Consider the following 16,142-nt stretch of genomic DNA (forward strand, 5'->3'; position numbering starts at 1 on the left):
CTGTCCCCCTATTTGGAATCACCTGACGAATGATTGCTCTGGTCCGTATTGCCCTGAGCCGGCCCTACACGTTTGTCGTGCTCGCGCTCCTGCTGCTGATCATCGGGCCGCTCGCGGCGCTGCGGACGCCGACCGACATCTTTCCGGATATCCGGATTCCCGTGATCGGCGTGGTCTGGCAGTACACGGGCCTTCCGCCCGACCAGATGTCCGGCCGCATCACCACGCCGTTCCAGCGCGCGCTGACGACGACCGTCAACGACATCGAGCACATCACCGCCAATTCCTATAACGGCTTTGGCATCATCAAGATCTTCTTCCAGCCCAGTGTCGACATCCGCACCGCCAATGCGCAGGTGACGGCGATCTCACAGACGCTGATCAAGCAGATGCCGCCGGGCGCGACACCGCCGTTGATCCTGAACTACTCCGCCTCGACCGTGCCGATCATCCAGGTAGCGCTGTCGGGCGATGGCCTGACCGAGCAGAACCTTGCCGACATCGGCATCAACCAGTTGCGCACGCCGCTGGTCACCGTGCCAGGCGCGGCGATCCCGTATCCGTTCGGCGGCAAGCAGCGCCAGGTCCAGATCGACCTCGACCCGACCGCGCTCCAGGCCCGCGGCCTGTCCGGCCAGGACGTCGCCAATGCGCTCGCCGCGCAAAACCTGATCACGCCGGTCGGTACCCAGAAGATCGGCCAGTTCGAATACAACATCCAGCTCAACAACTCGCCGCTCAAGATCGACGAGCTCGGCAATCTGCCGATCAGGACCGTCAACGGTGCGATGGTCTATGTCCGCGACGTCGCCACGGTGCGCGACGGGAATCCGCCGCAGACCAACATCGTCCATGTCGACGGCAACCGCTCGGTGCTGATGATGGTGCTGAAGGCCGGCGCGACCTCGACCCTCGACATCATCTCCGGCATCAAGCAGAAGGTGATCGACGTCAAGGATCAGCTGCCGGACGCGCTGAAGATCGGCTTCATCGGCGACCAGTCGGTGTTCGTTCGCGGCGCGATCCAGGGCGTCGCCTTCGAAGGCGTGATCGCGGCGCTGCTCACCAGCGTGATGATCCTCTTGTTCCTCGGCAGCTGGCGCTCGACCGTCATCATCGCGGTCTCGATCCCGCTGTCCGTGCTCGGCGCCATCGTCATGCTGTCGGCGATCGGCGAGACTCTCAACATCATGACGCTCGGCGGCCTTGCGCTGGCGGTCGGCATCCTCGTCGACGACGCCACGGTGACCATCGAGAACATCAACTACCACCTCGAACAGGGCAAGCCGGTCGAGCAGTCGATCCTCGACGGCGCCAACCAGATCGTGACACCGGCCTTCGTTTCGCTGCTCTGTATCTGCATCGTGTTCGTGCCGATGTTCTTTCTCACCGGCGTCGCGCGCTTCCTGTTCGTGCCGATGGCGGAAGCGGTGATGTTCGCGATGATGTGGTCGTTCATCCTGTCGCGCACGCTGGTGCCGACCATGGCGAATTACCTGCTGCAGGCGCATCAGCATCATGAGGGCGGACCGCCGAAATCGCGCAATCCGCTGGTCTGGTTCCAGCGCGGTTTCGAGCAGCGATTCGAGCGCATTCGCGGCGGCTATCACAATCTCCTGGAGCTCGCGCTGGCGCACCGCATAGTGTTTGTCGCCGTATTCCTCTGCGTGGTCGGCGCGTCCTTCGCGCTGGTGCCTTTCCTGGGTCGCAATTTCTTCCCCGCGGTCGACGCTGGCAACATCCTGATGCATGTCCGCACCCAGGTCGGCACGCGCGTCGAGGAGACCGCCAACCAGCTCGCCGACGTGCAGAAGGCCGTCCGCAAGCTGATTCCGGGTGAGATCGAGACCATGACCGACAACATCGGCATGCCGATCTCCGGCATCAACATGACCTACAACAACACCGGCGTGATCGGTCCGCAGGATGGCGACATCCAGATCAAGCTGAGGGAAGGCCACAAGCCGACCGAGGAACATGTGCGTGTGCTGCGTGAGCAATTGCCGCGGCTGTTCCCCGGCGTCAGCTTCGCCTTCCTGCCCGCAGACATCGTCAGCCAGATCCTGAATTTCGGCGCGCCGGCGCCGATCGATCTGCAGATCCGCGGCGCCAATCTCGCCGCCAACTTCGCCTACGCCAACAGCCTGCTGGCCAAGGTCCGGCGAATTCCCGGCGTTGCCGATGCGCGCATCCAGCAATCGCCGAGCAACCCGACCTTCAACATCGATGTCGACCGGACGCGTGCGCAATATGTCGGTCTGACCGAGCGCGACGTCACCAACAGCCTCGTGGTCAATCTTGCCGGCTCCTCGCAGGTCGCGCCGACTTACTATCTCAACCCCGACAACGGCGTGTCCTATTCGATCGTGATGCAGACGCCGCAATACCAGATCGACTCGCTCAGCGCACTGCAGACGCTGCCGATCACGGCGGCCGGCAATTCGCAGTCCCCGATCCTCGGCGGTATCGCCGACATCAAGCGTTCGGTATCGAGCGCGGTGGTGTCGCAATACGACATCCAGTCGATGGTGCAGATCTTCGCGACGACCTCGGGCCGCGATCTCGGCGCGGTGTCCAATGACATCCGTCAGATCATCGCCGACACGGCCAAGCAGGTGCCAAAGGGCTCGTCCGTCGTGCTGCTCGGCCAGGTGCAGACCATGAACAGCGCCTTCACGGGCCTCTTGTTCGGCCTGTTGGGCGCCGTCGTGCTGATCTACTTCCTCATCGTCGTGAACTTCCAGTCCTGGTCGGATCCATTCGTGATCATCACCGCGCTGCCGGCCGCGCTCGCCGGTATCGTCTGGATGCTGTTCACGACGCAGACGACGCTGTCGGTACCGGCACTGACAGGCGCCATCATGTGCATGGGCGTTGCTACCGCAAACAGCGTGCTGGTGATCTCGTTTGCGCGCGAGCGCTATGAGGAACTCGGTGACCCCATCGCGGCGGCGCTCGAAGCCGGTTTCGTCCGGTTCCGCCCGGTGCTGATGACTGCGCTCGCCATGATCATCGGCATGGCGCCGATGGCGCTCGGGCTCGGCGAGGGTGGCGAGCAGAATGCGCCCCTTGGCCGCGCCGTGATCGGCGGGCTGATTTTCGCGACGTTTGCCACGCTGATGTTTGTTCCCGTGGTGTTCAGTATGGTACACAAGAAGCAAGGCGCCAAAGTCGCCGCCCCATTGGAGGCTCCGCATGTCGCCCACTGAACCCCGCTCCCCGGTGTCGCGCCGGAAACTGGGCATTTTCGGCGTGGTGGCGCTGATTGCGGCTGGCCTCGTGGTCGGTACTGGCATCCGGGCCCGCGAAGACCAGAGCTCCAGGCTGAAGGAATGGACCGACGACCAGGCCATTCCGAGCGTTGCGGTGACGTTGCCCAACGCCAAGGCGCTCAATTCCACCATCGACCTGCCGGGCCGGCTCGAGGCCTATTATCGCGCCCCGATCTTCGCGCGGGTCTCCGGCTATCTCAAAAGCTGGAGCGCCGATATCGGTGCGCGCGTCAAGGCCGGGCAGGTGATCGCCGAGATCGAGGCGCCTGATCTCGACCAGCAGCTTCTGCAGGCCCGCGCCGACCTCGCCAGCCAGCAGGCCAGCGCCAGGCTATCGGAAGCGACCCTCAACCGGCGCAAGACGCTGGTCGCCTCCAATTTCGTCTCGGCGCAGGAGATCGACGAGCGCACCGCCGATCTCTCCAACAAGAACGCTGCGGTTCATTCAGGCCAAGCCAATGTCGAGCGCCTCGAGGCGCTGGCCGGCTACAAGAAGATCACCGTGCCGTTCGACGGCGTGGTCACGGCGCGCGATACCGATGTCGGCGCGCTGATCAATGCCGGCGGTGGCTCGGGCCCGGCGATGTTCGTCGTCTCCGACATCACCAAGCTGCGCGTCTACGTCAACGTCCCCCAGAACTACGTGCCGGCGATCAAGATCGGCGCCAAGGCGACCATGGTGATGCCGGAGTATCCGAACCGGACTTTCACCGCGACGGTGGAGGCCTCCTCGCAGGCCGTCGACGTCGCCTCCGGCACCACGCGCATGCAACTCGGGCTCGACAATTCCTCAGGCGAGCTGATGCCCGGCGGCTATGCCAGCGTGAAGCTGAGCCTGCAGCGCGATTCCGCGCCGCTCAGCATTCCCGCCAGCGCCCTGATCTTCAATGGCAGCGGCCTGCGTGTCGCAACCGTCGGTGCGGACGACAAGGTGCAGTTCAAGACGGTGACCATCGCCCGTGACCTCGGCCGCGAGATCGAGCTCGCTTCGGGCCTCGCGCCCGACGATCGCGTCATCACCGCGCCGCCGGACGGCCTGTCCGACGGCGATCAGGTGCGCGTGGTCGGTGCCGGCGGCAAGCCGGCGACGGCGTCGGAAAAGCAGGCGCCGAAAAGCTAAGCCACTCGCCACTCCGGCACGCCATCCGCAGCCATCGCGATCTCGCCATTCGAACCGACTGGCGTCTTATCCATGTTCAACAAGTGCGCCAGCGTTGCGGTATCCCCGGCCGGAATCCGCCCCAACGTGCGACGGTCATCCTCCGTGCGCAGCATCACCACGCCGTGCTCGATATCGCCGCCGCGGCCATATAGCACCGTAAAGCTCTCCACCTTGCCCTTGCCATTGGCCTGATCGACGAAGTCAGGCACTGCGCGCTTGTTGCGGTTCGCCTCGCTCTGCACGCTCGTCTCCTGCGCCAGCGCCTCTCGCGGCGCTGTCTTCGACACGACCAGGGCGTGATGCTTGGTGACGAAGCCGCCCTGGCCGTAGAGCAGGCCGAGTTTGTCGCCACCGCGCAAACGCCGCACCATCGCGCAGGCGGCGTGCGTCATGTAAGTGTTGAGCGGTGCGCCAAAGAAGGTGAGGCCGCCGTTCACGGTGGGCTGCACGTCGGCGCCGAGGCCCAGCGTTCGCCGCGCCATCTTGGGCACGCAGGGAAAGCAGCTGTAGAGTTCGATTGCGTCGAATGTCTTGCCGTCCCCGCCGGCGAGATCCATCACCGCTTTCAGCACGGCATTCTGCGGATGGCTCTCGTAGAACTGGTCGCGCAAGAGATAGTCGCGCGGCTCCTCGGCTGAGGCGCCGCCGAGCGGGTAGACCAGCTTGTCCTCCGCGATTCCAGCCGCGCGTGCCTTGGCGAGGCTGGTGAGCAGCAGTGCGCCGCCCATGTTGACGCTGGGGTTGGCAACCATCAGCTTGTTGTAGGGCCAGGCGATGAGCCGGTTGTCCGCGGTCGGCGTCGTGATTTCCTCCGGCGCATAGCGCCGCTTCAGCCAGGCGTTTGGATTTTGCGCGGCGACCTCGGAGTAACGAGACCACAGCGTTCCTGATTCAGCCATCGCTTCGCGCGGCGTCTGGCCCCAATGCGCGGAGGATGCGGCCTCATAGAACGGATAGACCGTAACGGGTCGGAACACCCCGAGTTTGACGGCGAGCGGCTTCTGGAATGCAGCGCCCCGTTTCGGCTCCTCGACATCATGGGCGAACGGCGTCCATGGCAGCTTTGCGCCCGCGCGCTCGGCCTTGGTCGCAGTCGACTGCGCCTCCGCGCCGCAGACCGCGGCCACGGAGCATTCGCCGCGCGCGATACGCTTGGCGGCCTCGTGGATGTAACGGATCGGGCTCTCGCCGCCGACCGGGCCGTAGTAGCAATGCGCCGGCGTGATGCCGAGCCGCTGTGCCAGCAGCTTCTCGGGATCGCGATAGCGCCAGCTCAGGAAGTTGACGACGTCGAGCGATTGCACCTCGCCAAGCAGCCTTGCACCGGCGTCGGCCTCGGCGCGCTGCAACGCCTGTTCGAGCAGATCGAGCGGCTCGAGGCCCGCGGTGATCTCTTTGGGGCGATCGACGATCTCGCCGATGCCGACGATGACGGGGATGCGGTCTTCGGGGATAGGGGAGTTGGTCATCTTTTCTTGCTTCAGTGTTAGATCTTGGGCACGCCGTCGTCCTTCGAGGGCCGCTGAAGAAGCGGCCACCTCAGGATGACGGCTACGGGTACAGCGTCATCCCCGCGCGATGGCAAAGTCATCGTCGCAGGAGGTGCGAGGTCGGCGGCGCAACGCGCCGTCGGGCGAGCCTCGAAGGATGGGCCACAAACACATCACTCCGCCACCAGCGCATTCATGTGCTCGACGGCTTCGGCGAACTCTTCCTTGAACTCCTGCACCACGGCGCCAGCGGACTTCACACTGTCGATCAAGCCGACGCCCTGGCCGACGAAGTAGCTGACGAGATCGCGTGCCCTGGCGTTGCCGGCGGCCGCGGCACGGTCGATCGAGTTGAAGGCGTCGCGGCTGACGATGCTCTGCAGCGGCATCGGCAGTGCGCCCGGGCTCTCCGGCGCGCGGTCCCACGCATCGGTCCAGACCGAACGGAGCTGGCGCGCCGGTTTTCCGGTCCGGCCCCTGGAGCGGATTGCGTCGCGCGAGGATGCGGCGATCATCTTCTCCCGGAAGATCTCGCTGGTTTCGGACTCGACGGTGGCAAGCCACACCGAGCCGGTCCAGACGCCGGCTGCGCCCATCGCCATGCAGGCCGCCATCTGCCGCCCCGTCATGATGCCGCCGGCTGCGAGCACCGGCACGTCGCGGACCGTTTTGATCGCCTTGATCACTTCAGGCACCAGCACCATGGTCGAGACCTCGCCGCAATGGCCGCCGGCTTCGGTGCCCTGCACGACCAGGATATCGACACCCGCTGCGACCTGGCGCAGCGCGTGCTCCTTGGCGCCGACGAGGGCTGCGACCGGCACGTTGTGCGTCTTGCCCATGTCGATCATTGCCTTCGGCGGAACGCCGAGCGCATTCGCGATCAGCCGGATAGGATGATTGAAGGAGACTCTGAGCAGCTCCAGCGCGGTCTCGGCATCGAATGGCTGCGGCTGGTCGTCGGCCACCTCGGTGGTGGTCAGCTCGATATCGTATTTCTTCAGGAGTTCACGCGTGTATTTGCGGTGCTCCTGCGGCACACGCGCCTCCAGGCTCTTCCAGGTCACGTCCTTCTCGCCTGATGTGGAGATGTTTTCGGGGATCAGGACGTCGATGCCATAGGGCTTGCCGTCGACGTGATCGTCGATCCATTTCAGCTCGCGTTCGAGCGTGGCGGGCGTGTGCACGGTGGCGCCGAGCACGCCAAAACCGCCGGCACGGCTGACGGCGGCGACGACATCGCGGCAATGGCTGAAGGCGAGCAGCGGGAATTCGATGCCCAGCATGTCGCAGATCGGCGATTTCATGGTCTTCTCCCGGCGGCCTCTGGCGACGCTAGCCCTTCGTTGCCGGGGATGCCACGCCGGATTCGCGCGAGCATCTTGTGCGCAGGCGTTGCGGCGTGGACGAACCATTCCGCCGCAGAAACAAAACTGAGAGCGCCTACGGATGTCGCCAGGTCGGGCCAAATCATCATCAGGAGCAGGCTGGCGACTGACCAGCCTGCATGACGTTCGCCCGAGGCCCGCGCCGGACGCAGAGCCGTCAGGGCTTGTCATTGGCCGTCCACGGGCTAATTAATGCAGGCGCATCTTTCCGCCGGAGCCTTCGCATGACCGACGCCCCCTACGTGCCGCCCAAAGTCTGGACCTGGAACAAGGAGAATGGCGGGCAGTTCGCCAGCATCAACCGGCCGATCGCAGGTGCGACGCACGACAAGGAGCTGCCGGTCGGCAAGCATCCATTCCAGCTCTACTCGCTGGCGACGCCGAATGGCGTCAAGGTCACGGTCATGCTGGAGGAGCTTCTGGCCCTCGGCCACAAGGGCGCCGAATACGATGCCTGGCTCATCAAGATCGGCAATGGCGACCAGTTCGGCAGCGGCTTTGTCGACATCAACCCGAACTCGAAAATCCCGGCCCTGATGGACCGTTCCGGTCCGGAGCCAATCCGGATCTTTGAATCGGGCTCGATCCTGTTCTATCTCGCGGAAAAGTTCGGCGCCTTCCTGCCGAAGGAGATCAAGGCCCGCACCGAGGCGATGTCCTGGCTGTTCTGGCAGATGGGCAGCGCGCCCTATCTCGGCGGTGGCTTCGGTCATTTCTACGCCTACGCGCCGTTCAAGATCGAATACGCCATCGATCGCTTTGCCATGGAGGTCAAGCGTCAGCTCGACGTGCTCGACCGGCGCCTTGCCGACAACGAATATCTCGCGGGCAAGGAGTACACGATCGCCGACATGGCCGTGTGGCCTTGGTACGGCGCGCTCGCCAAGGGGCTGGTCTATGGCGCCGGCGAATTCCTGTCGGTGCAGGACTACAAGAACGTGCAGCGCTGGACCGATGAGATCGCCAGGCGCCCGGCGGTAAAGCGCGGCCGCATGGTCAACCGTGTCTCGGGCGATCCCGCCAGCCAGCTCCACGAGCGCCACGACGCATCAGATTTCGAGACCAAGACGCAGGACAAGGTCGCGCCCGCGACGTAGGCGGTCTTCGCCTCTCCCCGCTTGCGGGGAGAGGCCGGAATGCGCGCTGAAAGCGCGGATTTCGGGTGAGGGGGGTCGCCGCGAGTTCAACTGTCACCGTCCTCGCGGGGACTCCCCCTCACCCTGACCCTCTCAGCGCGAGCGAAGCTCGTCGCGGCCCCGCAAGCGGGGAGAGGGGAAAGAGAAGGCGGACTACGCCATGCTCAGCTCGTGCCGACCCACCACCATCCAGTGCACCTCGTCCGGACCATCGGCAAAGCGCAGATGGCGCACGTCTTGGTACATCTCGGCAAGCGGGGTCCAGTGCGAGATGCCGGTGGCGCCGTGCATCTGGATCGACTGGTCGATGATCTTGCAGGCGCGCTCGGGCACCATGGCCTTCACCATGGAGACCCAGACGCGGGCCTCCTTGTTGCCGAGCACGTCCATGGCCTTGGCGGCCTTCAGGACCATCAGCCGCATCGCCTCGATCTCGCAGCGCGCCTGCGCGATGATCTGCATGTTGCCGCCGAGATGGGCGATCTTCTTGCCGAAGGCTTCGCGGGTGAGGCCACGCTGCACCATCAGGTCCAGCGCCTTTTCGGCCTTGCCGATCGTGCGCATGCAGTGATGGATGCGACCGGGTCCAAGGCGGAGTTGCGAGATTTCGAAACCGCGGCCTTCGCCGAGCAGGATGTTCTCCTTCGGCACCCGCACGTTGTTGAAGCGCATGTGCATGTGGCCGCGCGGCGCGTGGTCCTGGCCGAACACGTACATGGGGCCGAGCACCTCGACGCCGGGCGTGTCGCGCGGCACCAGGATCTGCGACTGCTGCTTGCTCGGCGCGGCGTCCGGATTCGTCTTCACCATCACGATGAGGATCTTGCAGCGGGGATCGCCGACGCCGGAGATGTAGTACTTCTCGCCGTTGATGACCCATTCGTCGCCGACGAGCTTGGCGGTGGTCGAGATGTTCTTGGCGTCGGACGAAGCGACGTTCGGCTCGGTCATGACGTAGGCCGAGCGGATCTCTCCGTTCATCAGCGGCTTCAGCCACTTTTCCTTCTGCTCCTTGGTGCCGACGCGCTCCAGCACCTCCATGTTGCCGGTGTCGGGCGCCGAGCAGTTCATCGTCTCCGACGCCAGTGGGCTCTTGCCGAGCTCGGCGGCGATATAGGCGTAGTCGAGATTCTTCAGGCCCTGGCCGGTCTCGTCGTCGGGCAGGAAGAAGTTCCAGAGGCCTTCCTTCTTGGCCTTGTTCTTGGCGACCTCGAGTACCTCGAGCTGCTTCGGCGTAAAGCTCCAGCGATCCTGCTTGCCTTCGCCGGCCTTGGCGAACTCGATCGACATCGGCTCGACGGTGTCTCGGATGAACTTCTTCACGTGATCGTAGAGCGGCCGGACCTGGTCCGACATGCGCAGGTCATTGAGCTCATCGCCGGGATTGAGCGTGTAGTTGGTGGTGCGGGGAATGTAGGCGTGCTTTGTCATTGTTCCTCCCGAGGTCGCTGAGATCGTGTTGGCCGGGAGAATAGTCGTAGCGCCGCGAAAGAGCGAGCACGTATTTTTCTCACGCGAGCCCTGCCATGCGATGGAATTTCGCGGGACGTTTGAAATGTTGTTTGAATGGTTGATCTGTACCCGCATGTCGTCCCGGACAAGCGAAGCGCAGATCCGGGATCCATAACCACAGGGAGGAGTTCGGCGAAGACTCGGAGTTACGAGTTTGCGCTACAACAACTCCCTGTGGTTATGGGTCCCGGCCTTCGCCGGGACGACACCGAGTGTGTGGCCGCAGCTCAGCTCGGCATCCGATGCATCGCGCAGATCTTGTTGCCGTCGAGGTCGCGCAAGTAGGCGAGATACAGCTTGTTGCCCGCGCCCTCGCGGATGCCGGGCGGATTCTCGATCGGCGTTCCGCCTGCGGCGACGCCGGCTGCGTGCCACTTGTCGACCTGCTCGGGCGAGTTGGCGGCAAAACCGATCGTGCCGCCGTTCGCGCAGGTCGCCGGCTCGCCGTTGATCGGCTTCGTCACCGAGAAGACGCCGGTCTTGGTGAAATAGAAAATGCGGTGGCCATCGACCTTGGCAGGCCGCACGTCGAGCGTGCTGAGCAAATTGTCGTAGAAGGCCTTGGCCTTGTCGAGGTCGTTGGTGCCGATCATGATGTGCGAGAACATTGCTTCCCCCTCAGCGTTTGTAGCCCGGATGGAGCGTAGCGAAATCCGGGTTTGTTGCTTGTGGCAGTCCCGGATTGCGCTTCGCTCCATCCGGGCTACGAGATCAGAACGCCGTATAGCCGCCGTCGATCACGAACGTATCGGCGGTGTGATATGACGACGCCTTGCTCATCAGATACACGGCAATGCCGCCAAAATCGCTGGCCTCGCCGAAGCGGCGCATCGGAATGCGCGGCATGACATTGGCGACGAACTTTTCGTTGGCCATGATGCCCGCGGTCATGTCGCTCTTGATCCAGCCGGGCAGGATCGCGTTCGCGGTGACGCCGTGGCGGGCAAGCTCGACGCCGAGCGCGCGCACCAGCGCATTGATGGCGGCCTTCGTCGCGGCATAATGTTCATTGCGGGCCGTGCCGAAGATCGAGGCAAGGCTCGAGGTCGCGACCAGCCGGCCGAAGGGATCGCCGGCATTGGCGCGCTCGGTCATGTGTCTCGCGGCGGCCTGGAAGGCGTGGAACACGCCGTCGAGATTGGTCGCGAACATCGTTCGCCATTCCTCTTCGGTGCGCTCGATGAAGGACCTGCGGCCGCCGCCGCCGATGCCGGCATTGGCGAAACACCCGTCGACCCGGCCGAACGTGTCCAGCGTCGCCTTCATCGCGGCGTTGACGGAAGCAGGGTCGGTGACGTCGCAGACGCGGCTGTCGACCTTGCCTGATAGCTCCGCCATGCTCGCGGCAGCAGCCTTGTTCTTGTCAGCATTGCGGCCCCAGATCGAGACGTTGCAGCCCTGGCCGGCGAGCGCCTGCGCGATGCCGAGCCCGATACCGCCGTTGCCGCCGGTGATCACGGCGACGCGGCCTGTGAGGTCGAAAAGGTTCATGGCGCGTTTCCTGTTTTTGGCACGCCGCGCGTCAGCCGGTGCGCGCAAGATCATGCGATATGACGGTGGGGTATGCTTTGGCCACCATGGACAAGACCGCGCCAAAAATCAAATATGCATCCCGGCAAAACTAAATTCCGATCTGCGAAACATCGCGGCGGCAACTGACGAGGACACCATGCAGTTCAAACACGTCACGCTCGATTTCGATGGTTCGGTCGCGATCCTCAAGCTCGACCATCAGGAGGTGATGAACGCCGTCTCCGTGGACATGCTGGGCGGGCTCTCCGACGCGCTCGATGCGATCGAGGAGAAAAAGGACGAGGTGCGCTGCGTCGTGCTGACCGGTGCCGGGCGGGCATTCTGCACTGGCGCCAATCTCCAGGGCCGCAACGACCAGTCGAAGAAAACCAAGGCCGGCCTGACACTCGAGACCGGCTTTCATCCGTTCCTGCGCCGCATCCGTCATCTGCACTGCCCGATCGTCACCGCCGTGAACGGCCCGGCCGCCGGCGCGGGCATGAGCTTCGCGCTGCTCGGCGACATGATCTTGTGCGCGCGTTCCGCCTATTTTCTGCAGGCGTTCCGGCGCATCGGCCTCGTTCCGGACTGCGGCTCGACCTGGCTCTTGCCGCGTCTGATCGGCAAGGCGCGCTCGGTCGAATTGTCGCTGATGGGTGAGCGTCTGCCGGCCGAGAAGGCGCTTGAATGGGGCCTCATCAATCGCGTCTACGACGACGGCGTGCTGATGGAGGAGGCGATGAAGCTCGCGCGCGATCTCGCCAGTGGCCCCACGGTCGCGCTGTCGCTGATCCGCAAGCTCTATTGGGACAGCCCGGAAAATTCCTTCGAGGATCAGCTCAATCTCGAATTCCAGTGCCAGTTGCGCGCGGGCGATACCCAGGATTTCCGTGAGGGTGTCGGCGCGTTCCTGGAGAAGCGGCCCGCGCAGTTCAAAGGCAAATGATCGAGGCGGAGCTTTCCCGCAGCGTCCAGCGCTGGTGTCCCGGCGCAACCGGCGTCACCGGCGCGGCAAAGCTTTCGGGTGGTGCCAGTCAGGAAACCTGGCGCTTCGACATCACGCATCCCGATGGGCCGATCGGCGCGATCCTGCGCCGGTCCCCGAAAGGCTATGGCGCGGCGCCAACGCGTGCAGCCGGTCTTGCGGCCGAAGCGCAGCTGATGCAGCTGGCTTTCGAGGCAGGTGTACCATCGCCACGCGTGATGCATGTGTTAACTCCGGACGAAGATCTGGGCACCGGCTTCATCATGCAGCGTGTCGAGGGCGAGACCATCGCCCGCAAGATACTTCGCGATGATGAATTTGCGGCGGCGCGGCCACTGCTGGCGCGACAGATCGGCGGCGTGCTTGCGGGCCTGCACCGGCTGCCGCAGGACAAATTGCCCGAGCTGCGCAGCAGGTCGGCGACCCAGGAGATCGCGGAGTTCGATCGCGACTATCGCAGCCTGAATTGGCCGAAGCCGGTGTTCGAGCTGGCGCTGCGCTGGCTGCGCGACCATGATCCCGGCCCGTCGGCTGAGACGACGCTGGTGCACGGCGACTTCCGCAACGGCAACCTCATCATCGGCGCCGACGGGTTGCGCGCCGTGCTCGACTGGGAGCTCGCCCATCTCGGCGATCCCATGGAGGATCTCGGCTGGGTCTGCGTCAACTCCTGGCGATTTGGCGAGATCGACAAACCCGTCGGCGGCTTTGGTTCGCGTGAAGAGCTGTTCGCCGGCTATGAAGCCGCGGGGCGCAAGGTCGATCCTGCGCGCGTAAAATTCTGGGAAGTGATGGGCACGCTGCGCTGGGGCATCATGTGCGGCGGCATGATGCAGCGGTTCCGCGAGGGGCCGGACCATTCCATGGAACGTGCGATGATCGGCCGCCGGGCCTCCGAGACCGAGATCGATCTGTTGCGGCTGCTCGCGCCGCGGGGAGGCTAGGGCATGCAGGACGAACCGACACCCGTCGAGCTGACCAAATCAGTCGCCGATTTCCTCCGCAACGACATCACGCCGCTGATATCAGGTCACCAGGCGTTCAAGCTGCGGGTCGCGATCAACATCCTCGATCTCGTCACGCGGCAGCTGATGCAGGAAGAGGGGAGCGAAGCGAAGGAAGTCGAGCGTTTGCGCGCGCTGCTCGGCATGGACGGCTCGGTAGCGGACCTTAATCGCGCGCTCGCGGACCGCATCGCCAAGGGCGAGGTCGATCTCGCAACGCCAGGCCTCGCCGAACATTTGTGGCAGACCACGATGGACAAGCTCGCAGTCGATCAGCCGAACTACGCATCCTACAAGCGGGAGCTGTCGCGAGGCGGGTAGGCGCGACTTTCTCGGCTGTCATTCCGGGCTCGCGCCCAAGCCGGCGCGCCCCGGAATGACCGCGCAAGGCGCGGTCACTTCCCCACCCATTTCGGCGGCCGCTTTTCCGCAAACGCCTTCGGGCCCTCGATGTAATCCTGCGAGGCCACCATCGCCTTCACCGCCGGATACTCCCGCTGCTCCTCGATCGCCTGTTCCAGCGACACGGCAAGCCCCTTCTGAATGGTCTGCTTCGAGGCCCGGATCGACATCGGCGAATTCTCGGTGATCATCTCGGCCCAGCGCAGCGCGGCCGCGAGCGCCTCGCCTTGCGGCACCACCTCGTTGACGAAGCCGAGCTCATGGCCCTCCTTGGCGCTGACATGGCGTGCGGTGAGGATCATGCCCATGGCGCGCTTCAGGCCAATCTGGCGCGGCAACCGGTGCAGGCCGCCGGCGAGTGCGGCAAGGCCGACGCGCGGTTCAGGGAGTGCGAAGGTCGCGTTCTCCGACGCAATGATCAGGTCACAGGCGAGCGCGATCTCGAAGCCGCCGCCCATGGCAACGCCGTTCACCGCGGCGATGATGGGCTTGTCGCAGTCGAAGCGCGAGGTGAGGCCGGCGAAGCCGCCCTTGTCCCAGCCGCGCTTGCCGCCCGCCGCCTGCCACTTGAGATCGTTGCCGGCGCAGAACGCCTTGTCGCCGGCGCCGGTGACGATCGCGACCCATTGCTCGGGATCGCCAGAAAAATCGTCGAACACCTTCTGCAGTTCGAAATGCGCGTCGGTGTGCAGCGCGTTGTAGACCTCGGGCCGCGACAACGTGACTGTTGTGATCGGCCCCTTGCGTTCCACCTTTGCGAATTTCAGCTCCATCGCGCGCTCCCGCATTTTCTTCCCTGAGAGTATTGGCGTGATATTACCGCGTGCCCGCGCACGAGCGCCATCAAATTGCGCGTGCGCGCATTGCGTATGTCACACGCCTCGCCTTGCTTGACTTCATGCGGCTCTTCTCACCTTAATCGTGCGAAGCAAAACGCGCCTAGCGCCTTAACGCAAAAGCGATCAAATCATCCGGGAGAGAGCCTGTGGATTTCTCATTGCCTGCCGATCTCGTCGCCTATCTCGGAGAGCTCGACCGTTTCATCGAACGCGAGATCAAGCCACTCGAGCAAGCCGATGACAACATCCGCTTCTTTGATCATCGCCGCGAATGGGCGCGCACCGATTTCGAGAATGGCGGTCTGCCGCGGCACGAATGGGAGGCGCTGTTGCGCAAGGCAAAGGATCTCGCCGATGCCGCCGGTCATCTGCGTTTTCCGGTGCCGAAGCAATATGGCGGCAAGGATGGCTCGAACCTCTGGATGGCCGTCATCCGTGAGCATTTTGCCGCGAAGGGCCTCGGCCTGCACAACGATCTGCAGAACGAGCATTCGATCGTCGGCAATTTCCCGGTCGTCACGATGCTCGACCGTTACGGCCGCGACGACCAGAAGGCGATGATCGACGGTTCGATCAGGGGCAAGTACCGCATCACTTTTGGTTTGACCGAGCCGCATCACGGCTCGGACGCGACCCACATGGAGACGCGCGCGGTGCCGGCGACCCGCGACAACGTCAAGGGCTGGATCATCAACGGCGAGAAGATGTGGACTACAGGCATGCACGTCGCCACCCATTGCGCACTGTTCGCGCGCACCTCGGGCAATGACGGCGATGCCCGTGGCATCACCTGCTTCCTGGTGCCGGCCAAGAGCCCCGGCGTCAGGATCGAGGAATACATGTGGACCTTCAACATGCCGACCGACCATCCGCGTGTCAGTTTCACCGACGTGTTCGTGCCTGAGGATGCACAGTTCGGCGAGGTCGGCCGCGGCCTGTCGCTGGCGCAATGCTTTGTTCATCAGAACCGCATCCGTCAGGCCGCGAGCTCGCTGGGCGCCGCCGTCTACTGCATCAACGAGAGCGTCAAATACGCGCGTGAGCGAAAGCCGTTCGGCAGGGCGCTGGCCGAGAACCAGGCGATCCAGTTCCCGCTGGTCGAGCTCGCCACGCAAGCCGAGATGCTGCGCCTGCTGATCCGCAAGACCGCCTGGGAGATGGACAAGCTCACCGAGGAGCAGATCGAGCGCACGCTCTCCGACCGCGTCTCGATGTGCAACTATTGGGCAAACCGTCTCTGCTGCGAATCCGCCGACCGCGCCATGCAGGTCCACGGTGGCATGGGCTACTCACGCCACAAGCCGTTCGAGCACATCTACCGCCACCACCGCCGCTATCGGATCACCGAGGGCAGCGAGGAGATCCAGATGCGCAAGGTGGCGGGGTTCCTGTTCGGGTATATGGGGCCGGGGAAGCATTAGCTTTCGGCGGCGCTCTCTC

At 64.2% G+C, this 16,142-nt stretch carries 13 protein-coding genes; 7 read left to right on the forward strand and 6 right to left on the reverse strand.

Annotated features, from left to right (window positions below):
- Nucleotides 1-29 precede the first annotated feature (29 nt).
- Together JQ621_RS28405 and JQ621_RS28410 are read left to right on the forward strand one after the other, a co-directional pair.
- Nucleotides 30-3,209: an efflux RND transporter permease subunit gene (locus tag JQ621_RS28405; protein WP_212239628.1), complete on the forward strand. Its 3,180-nt coding sequence runs from the start codon at nucleotides 30-32 to the stop codon at nucleotides 3,207-3,209.
- Nucleotides 3,196-4,392 carry an efflux RND transporter periplasmic adaptor subunit gene (locus JQ621_RS28410; protein WP_212239630.1) on the forward strand — a complete coding sequence of 399 codons (1,197 nt, stop codon included), beginning with the start codon at nucleotides 3,196-3,198 and terminating at the stop codon, nucleotides 4,390-4,392. The genes JQ621_RS28405 and JQ621_RS28410 overlap by 14 nt, the downstream gene beginning before the upstream one ends.
- Here the strand turns inward: JQ621_RS28410 and JQ621_RS28415 are convergent.
- The gene (locus JQ621_RS28415) at nucleotides 4,389-5,903 is read right to left on the reverse strand and encodes an acetyl-CoA acetyltransferase (protein ID WP_212239632.1); all 1,515 of its coding nucleotides are present in this window, start codon (nucleotides 5,901-5,903) and stop codon (nucleotides 4,389-4,391) included. The two genes, JQ621_RS28410 and JQ621_RS28415, sit on opposite strands and share 4 nt — an antisense overlap.
- A gap of 194 nt (nucleotides 5,904-6,097) precedes the next feature.
- Complete coding sequence (locus tag JQ621_RS28420) at nucleotides 6,098-7,231, reverse strand: nitronate monooxygenase (protein ID WP_212239634.1); 1,134 nt, start codon at nucleotides 7,229-7,231, stop codon at nucleotides 6,098-6,100.
- A gap of 305 nt (nucleotides 7,232-7,536) precedes the next feature.
- On the opposite strand from JQ621_RS28420, the gene yghU reads away from it, so the two are divergent.
- Nucleotides 7,537-8,409: a glutathione-dependent disulfide-bond oxidoreductase gene (gene yghU / locus JQ621_RS28425; RefSeq protein ID WP_212239636.1), complete on the forward strand. Its 873-nt coding sequence runs from the start codon at nucleotides 7,537-7,539 to the stop codon at nucleotides 8,407-8,409.
- Nucleotides 8,410-8,601: 192 nt separating this feature from the next.
- Here the strand turns inward: yghU and JQ621_RS28430 are convergent, their stop codons facing one another.
- The 3 genes from JQ621_RS28430 to JQ621_RS28440 form a co-directional block, all read right to left on the reverse strand.
- Nucleotides 8,602-9,879 (reverse strand): acyl-CoA dehydrogenase family protein, encoded by a 1,278-nt coding sequence (locus JQ621_RS28430; protein WP_212239639.1) that lies wholly within the window; start codon nucleotides 9,877-9,879, stop codon nucleotides 8,602-8,604.
- Nucleotides 9,880-10,187: 308 nt separating this feature from the next.
- Nucleotides 10,188-10,568 (reverse strand): VOC family protein, encoded by a 381-nt coding sequence (locus tag JQ621_RS28435; RefSeq protein ID WP_212239642.1) that lies wholly within the window; start codon nucleotides 10,566-10,568, stop codon nucleotides 10,188-10,190.
- 103 nt (nucleotides 10,569-10,671) lie between these two features.
- Entirely contained in the window at nucleotides 10,672-11,451 is a 780-nt protein-coding gene (locus JQ621_RS28440; protein ID WP_212239645.1) for an SDR family NAD(P)-dependent oxidoreductase, read from the reverse strand.
- 178 nt (nucleotides 11,452-11,629) lie between these two features.
- Here JQ621_RS28440 and JQ621_RS28445 point away from each other — a divergent pair, with 178 nt between their 5' ends.
- The 3 genes from JQ621_RS28445 to JQ621_RS28455 are packed head-to-tail and all read left to right on the forward strand — an operon-like array spanning nucleotide 11,630 to nucleotide 13,782.
- Nucleotides 11,630-12,418, forward strand: coding sequence for an enoyl-CoA hydratase/isomerase (locus tag JQ621_RS28445; RefSeq protein WP_212239648.1), 789 nt, complete (start codon nucleotides 11,630-11,632; stop codon nucleotides 12,416-12,418).
- Nucleotides 12,415-13,401, forward strand: coding sequence for a phosphotransferase family protein (locus tag JQ621_RS28450; RefSeq protein WP_212239651.1), 987 nt, complete (start codon nucleotides 12,415-12,417; stop codon nucleotides 13,399-13,401). Before JQ621_RS28445 ends, JQ621_RS28450 begins: the two co-directional genes overlap by 4 nt.
- 3 nt (nucleotides 13,402-13,404) lie before the next feature.
- Nucleotides 13,405-13,782 carry a DUF6285 domain-containing protein gene (locus JQ621_RS28455; protein ID WP_212239654.1) on the forward strand — a complete coding sequence of 126 codons (378 nt, stop codon included), beginning with the start codon at nucleotides 13,405-13,407 and terminating at the stop codon, nucleotides 13,780-13,782.
- 74 nt (nucleotides 13,783-13,856) lie between these two features.
- Here JQ621_RS28455 and JQ621_RS28460 read toward each other — a convergent pair whose 3' ends face one another.
- On the reverse strand, nucleotides 13,857-14,636 hold the full coding sequence (locus JQ621_RS28460; protein WP_212239656.1) for an enoyl-CoA hydratase-related protein: 780 nt from the start codon (nucleotides 14,634-14,636) through the stop codon (nucleotides 13,857-13,859).
- A 212-nt stretch (nucleotides 14,637-14,848) separates the two neighbouring features.
- Here JQ621_RS28460 and JQ621_RS28465 point away from each other — a divergent pair, with 212 nt between their 5' ends.
- Nucleotides 14,849-16,123: an acyl-CoA dehydrogenase family protein gene (locus JQ621_RS28465; protein ID WP_212239657.1), complete on the forward strand. Its 1,275-nt coding sequence runs from the start codon at nucleotides 14,849-14,851 to the stop codon at nucleotides 16,121-16,123.
- Nucleotides 16,124-16,142 lie beyond the last annotated feature (19 nt).

Source organism: Bradyrhizobium manausense (assembly GCF_018129685.1).
Lineage (GTDB): Bacteria > Pseudomonadota > Alphaproteobacteria > Rhizobiales > Xanthobacteraceae > Bradyrhizobium > Bradyrhizobium manausense_D.

Coding starts and splice junctions, on each gene's coding strand:
- JQ621_RS28440 (WP_212239645.1), bottom strand. CDS start 11,451: ATGAACCTTTTCGACCTCACAGGCCGCGTCGCCGTGATCACCGGCGGC.
- JQ621_RS28455 (WP_212239654.1), top strand. CDS start 13,405: ATGCAGGACGAACCGACACCCGTCGAGCTGACCAAATCAGTCGCCGAT.
- JQ621_RS28460 (WP_212239656.1), bottom strand. CDS start 14,636: ATGGAGCTGAAATTCGCAAAGGTGGAACGCAAGGGGCCGATCACAACA.
- JQ621_RS28450 (WP_212239651.1), top strand. CDS start 12,415: ATGATCGAGGCGGAGCTTTCCCGCAGCGTCCAGCGCTGGTGTCCCGGC.
- JQ621_RS28415 (WP_212239632.1), bottom strand. CDS start 5,903: ATGACCAACTCCCCTATCCCCGAAGACCGCATCCCCGTCATCGTCGGC.
- yghU (WP_212239636.1), top strand. CDS start 7,537: ATGACCGACGCCCCCTACGTGCCGCCCAAAGTCTGGACCTGGAACAAG.
- JQ621_RS28435 (WP_212239642.1), bottom strand. CDS start 10,568: ATGTTCTCGCACATCATGATCGGCACCAACGACCTCGACAAGGCCAAG.
- JQ621_RS28405 (WP_212239628.1), top strand. CDS start 30: ATGATTGCTCTGGTCCGTATTGCCCTGAGCCGGCCCTACACGTTTGTC.
- JQ621_RS28430 (WP_212239639.1), bottom strand. CDS start 9,879: ATGACAAAGCACGCCTACATTCCCCGCACCACCAACTACACGCTCAAT.
- JQ621_RS28420 (WP_212239634.1), bottom strand. CDS start 7,231: ATGAAATCGCCGATCTGCGACATGCTGGGCATCGAATTCCCGCTGCTC.
- JQ621_RS28410 (WP_212239630.1), top strand. CDS start 3,196: ATGTCGCCCACTGAACCCCGCTCCCCGGTGTCGCGCCGGAAACTGGGC.
- JQ621_RS28445 (WP_212239648.1), top strand. CDS start 11,630: ATGCAGTTCAAACACGTCACGCTCGATTTCGATGGTTCGGTCGCGATC.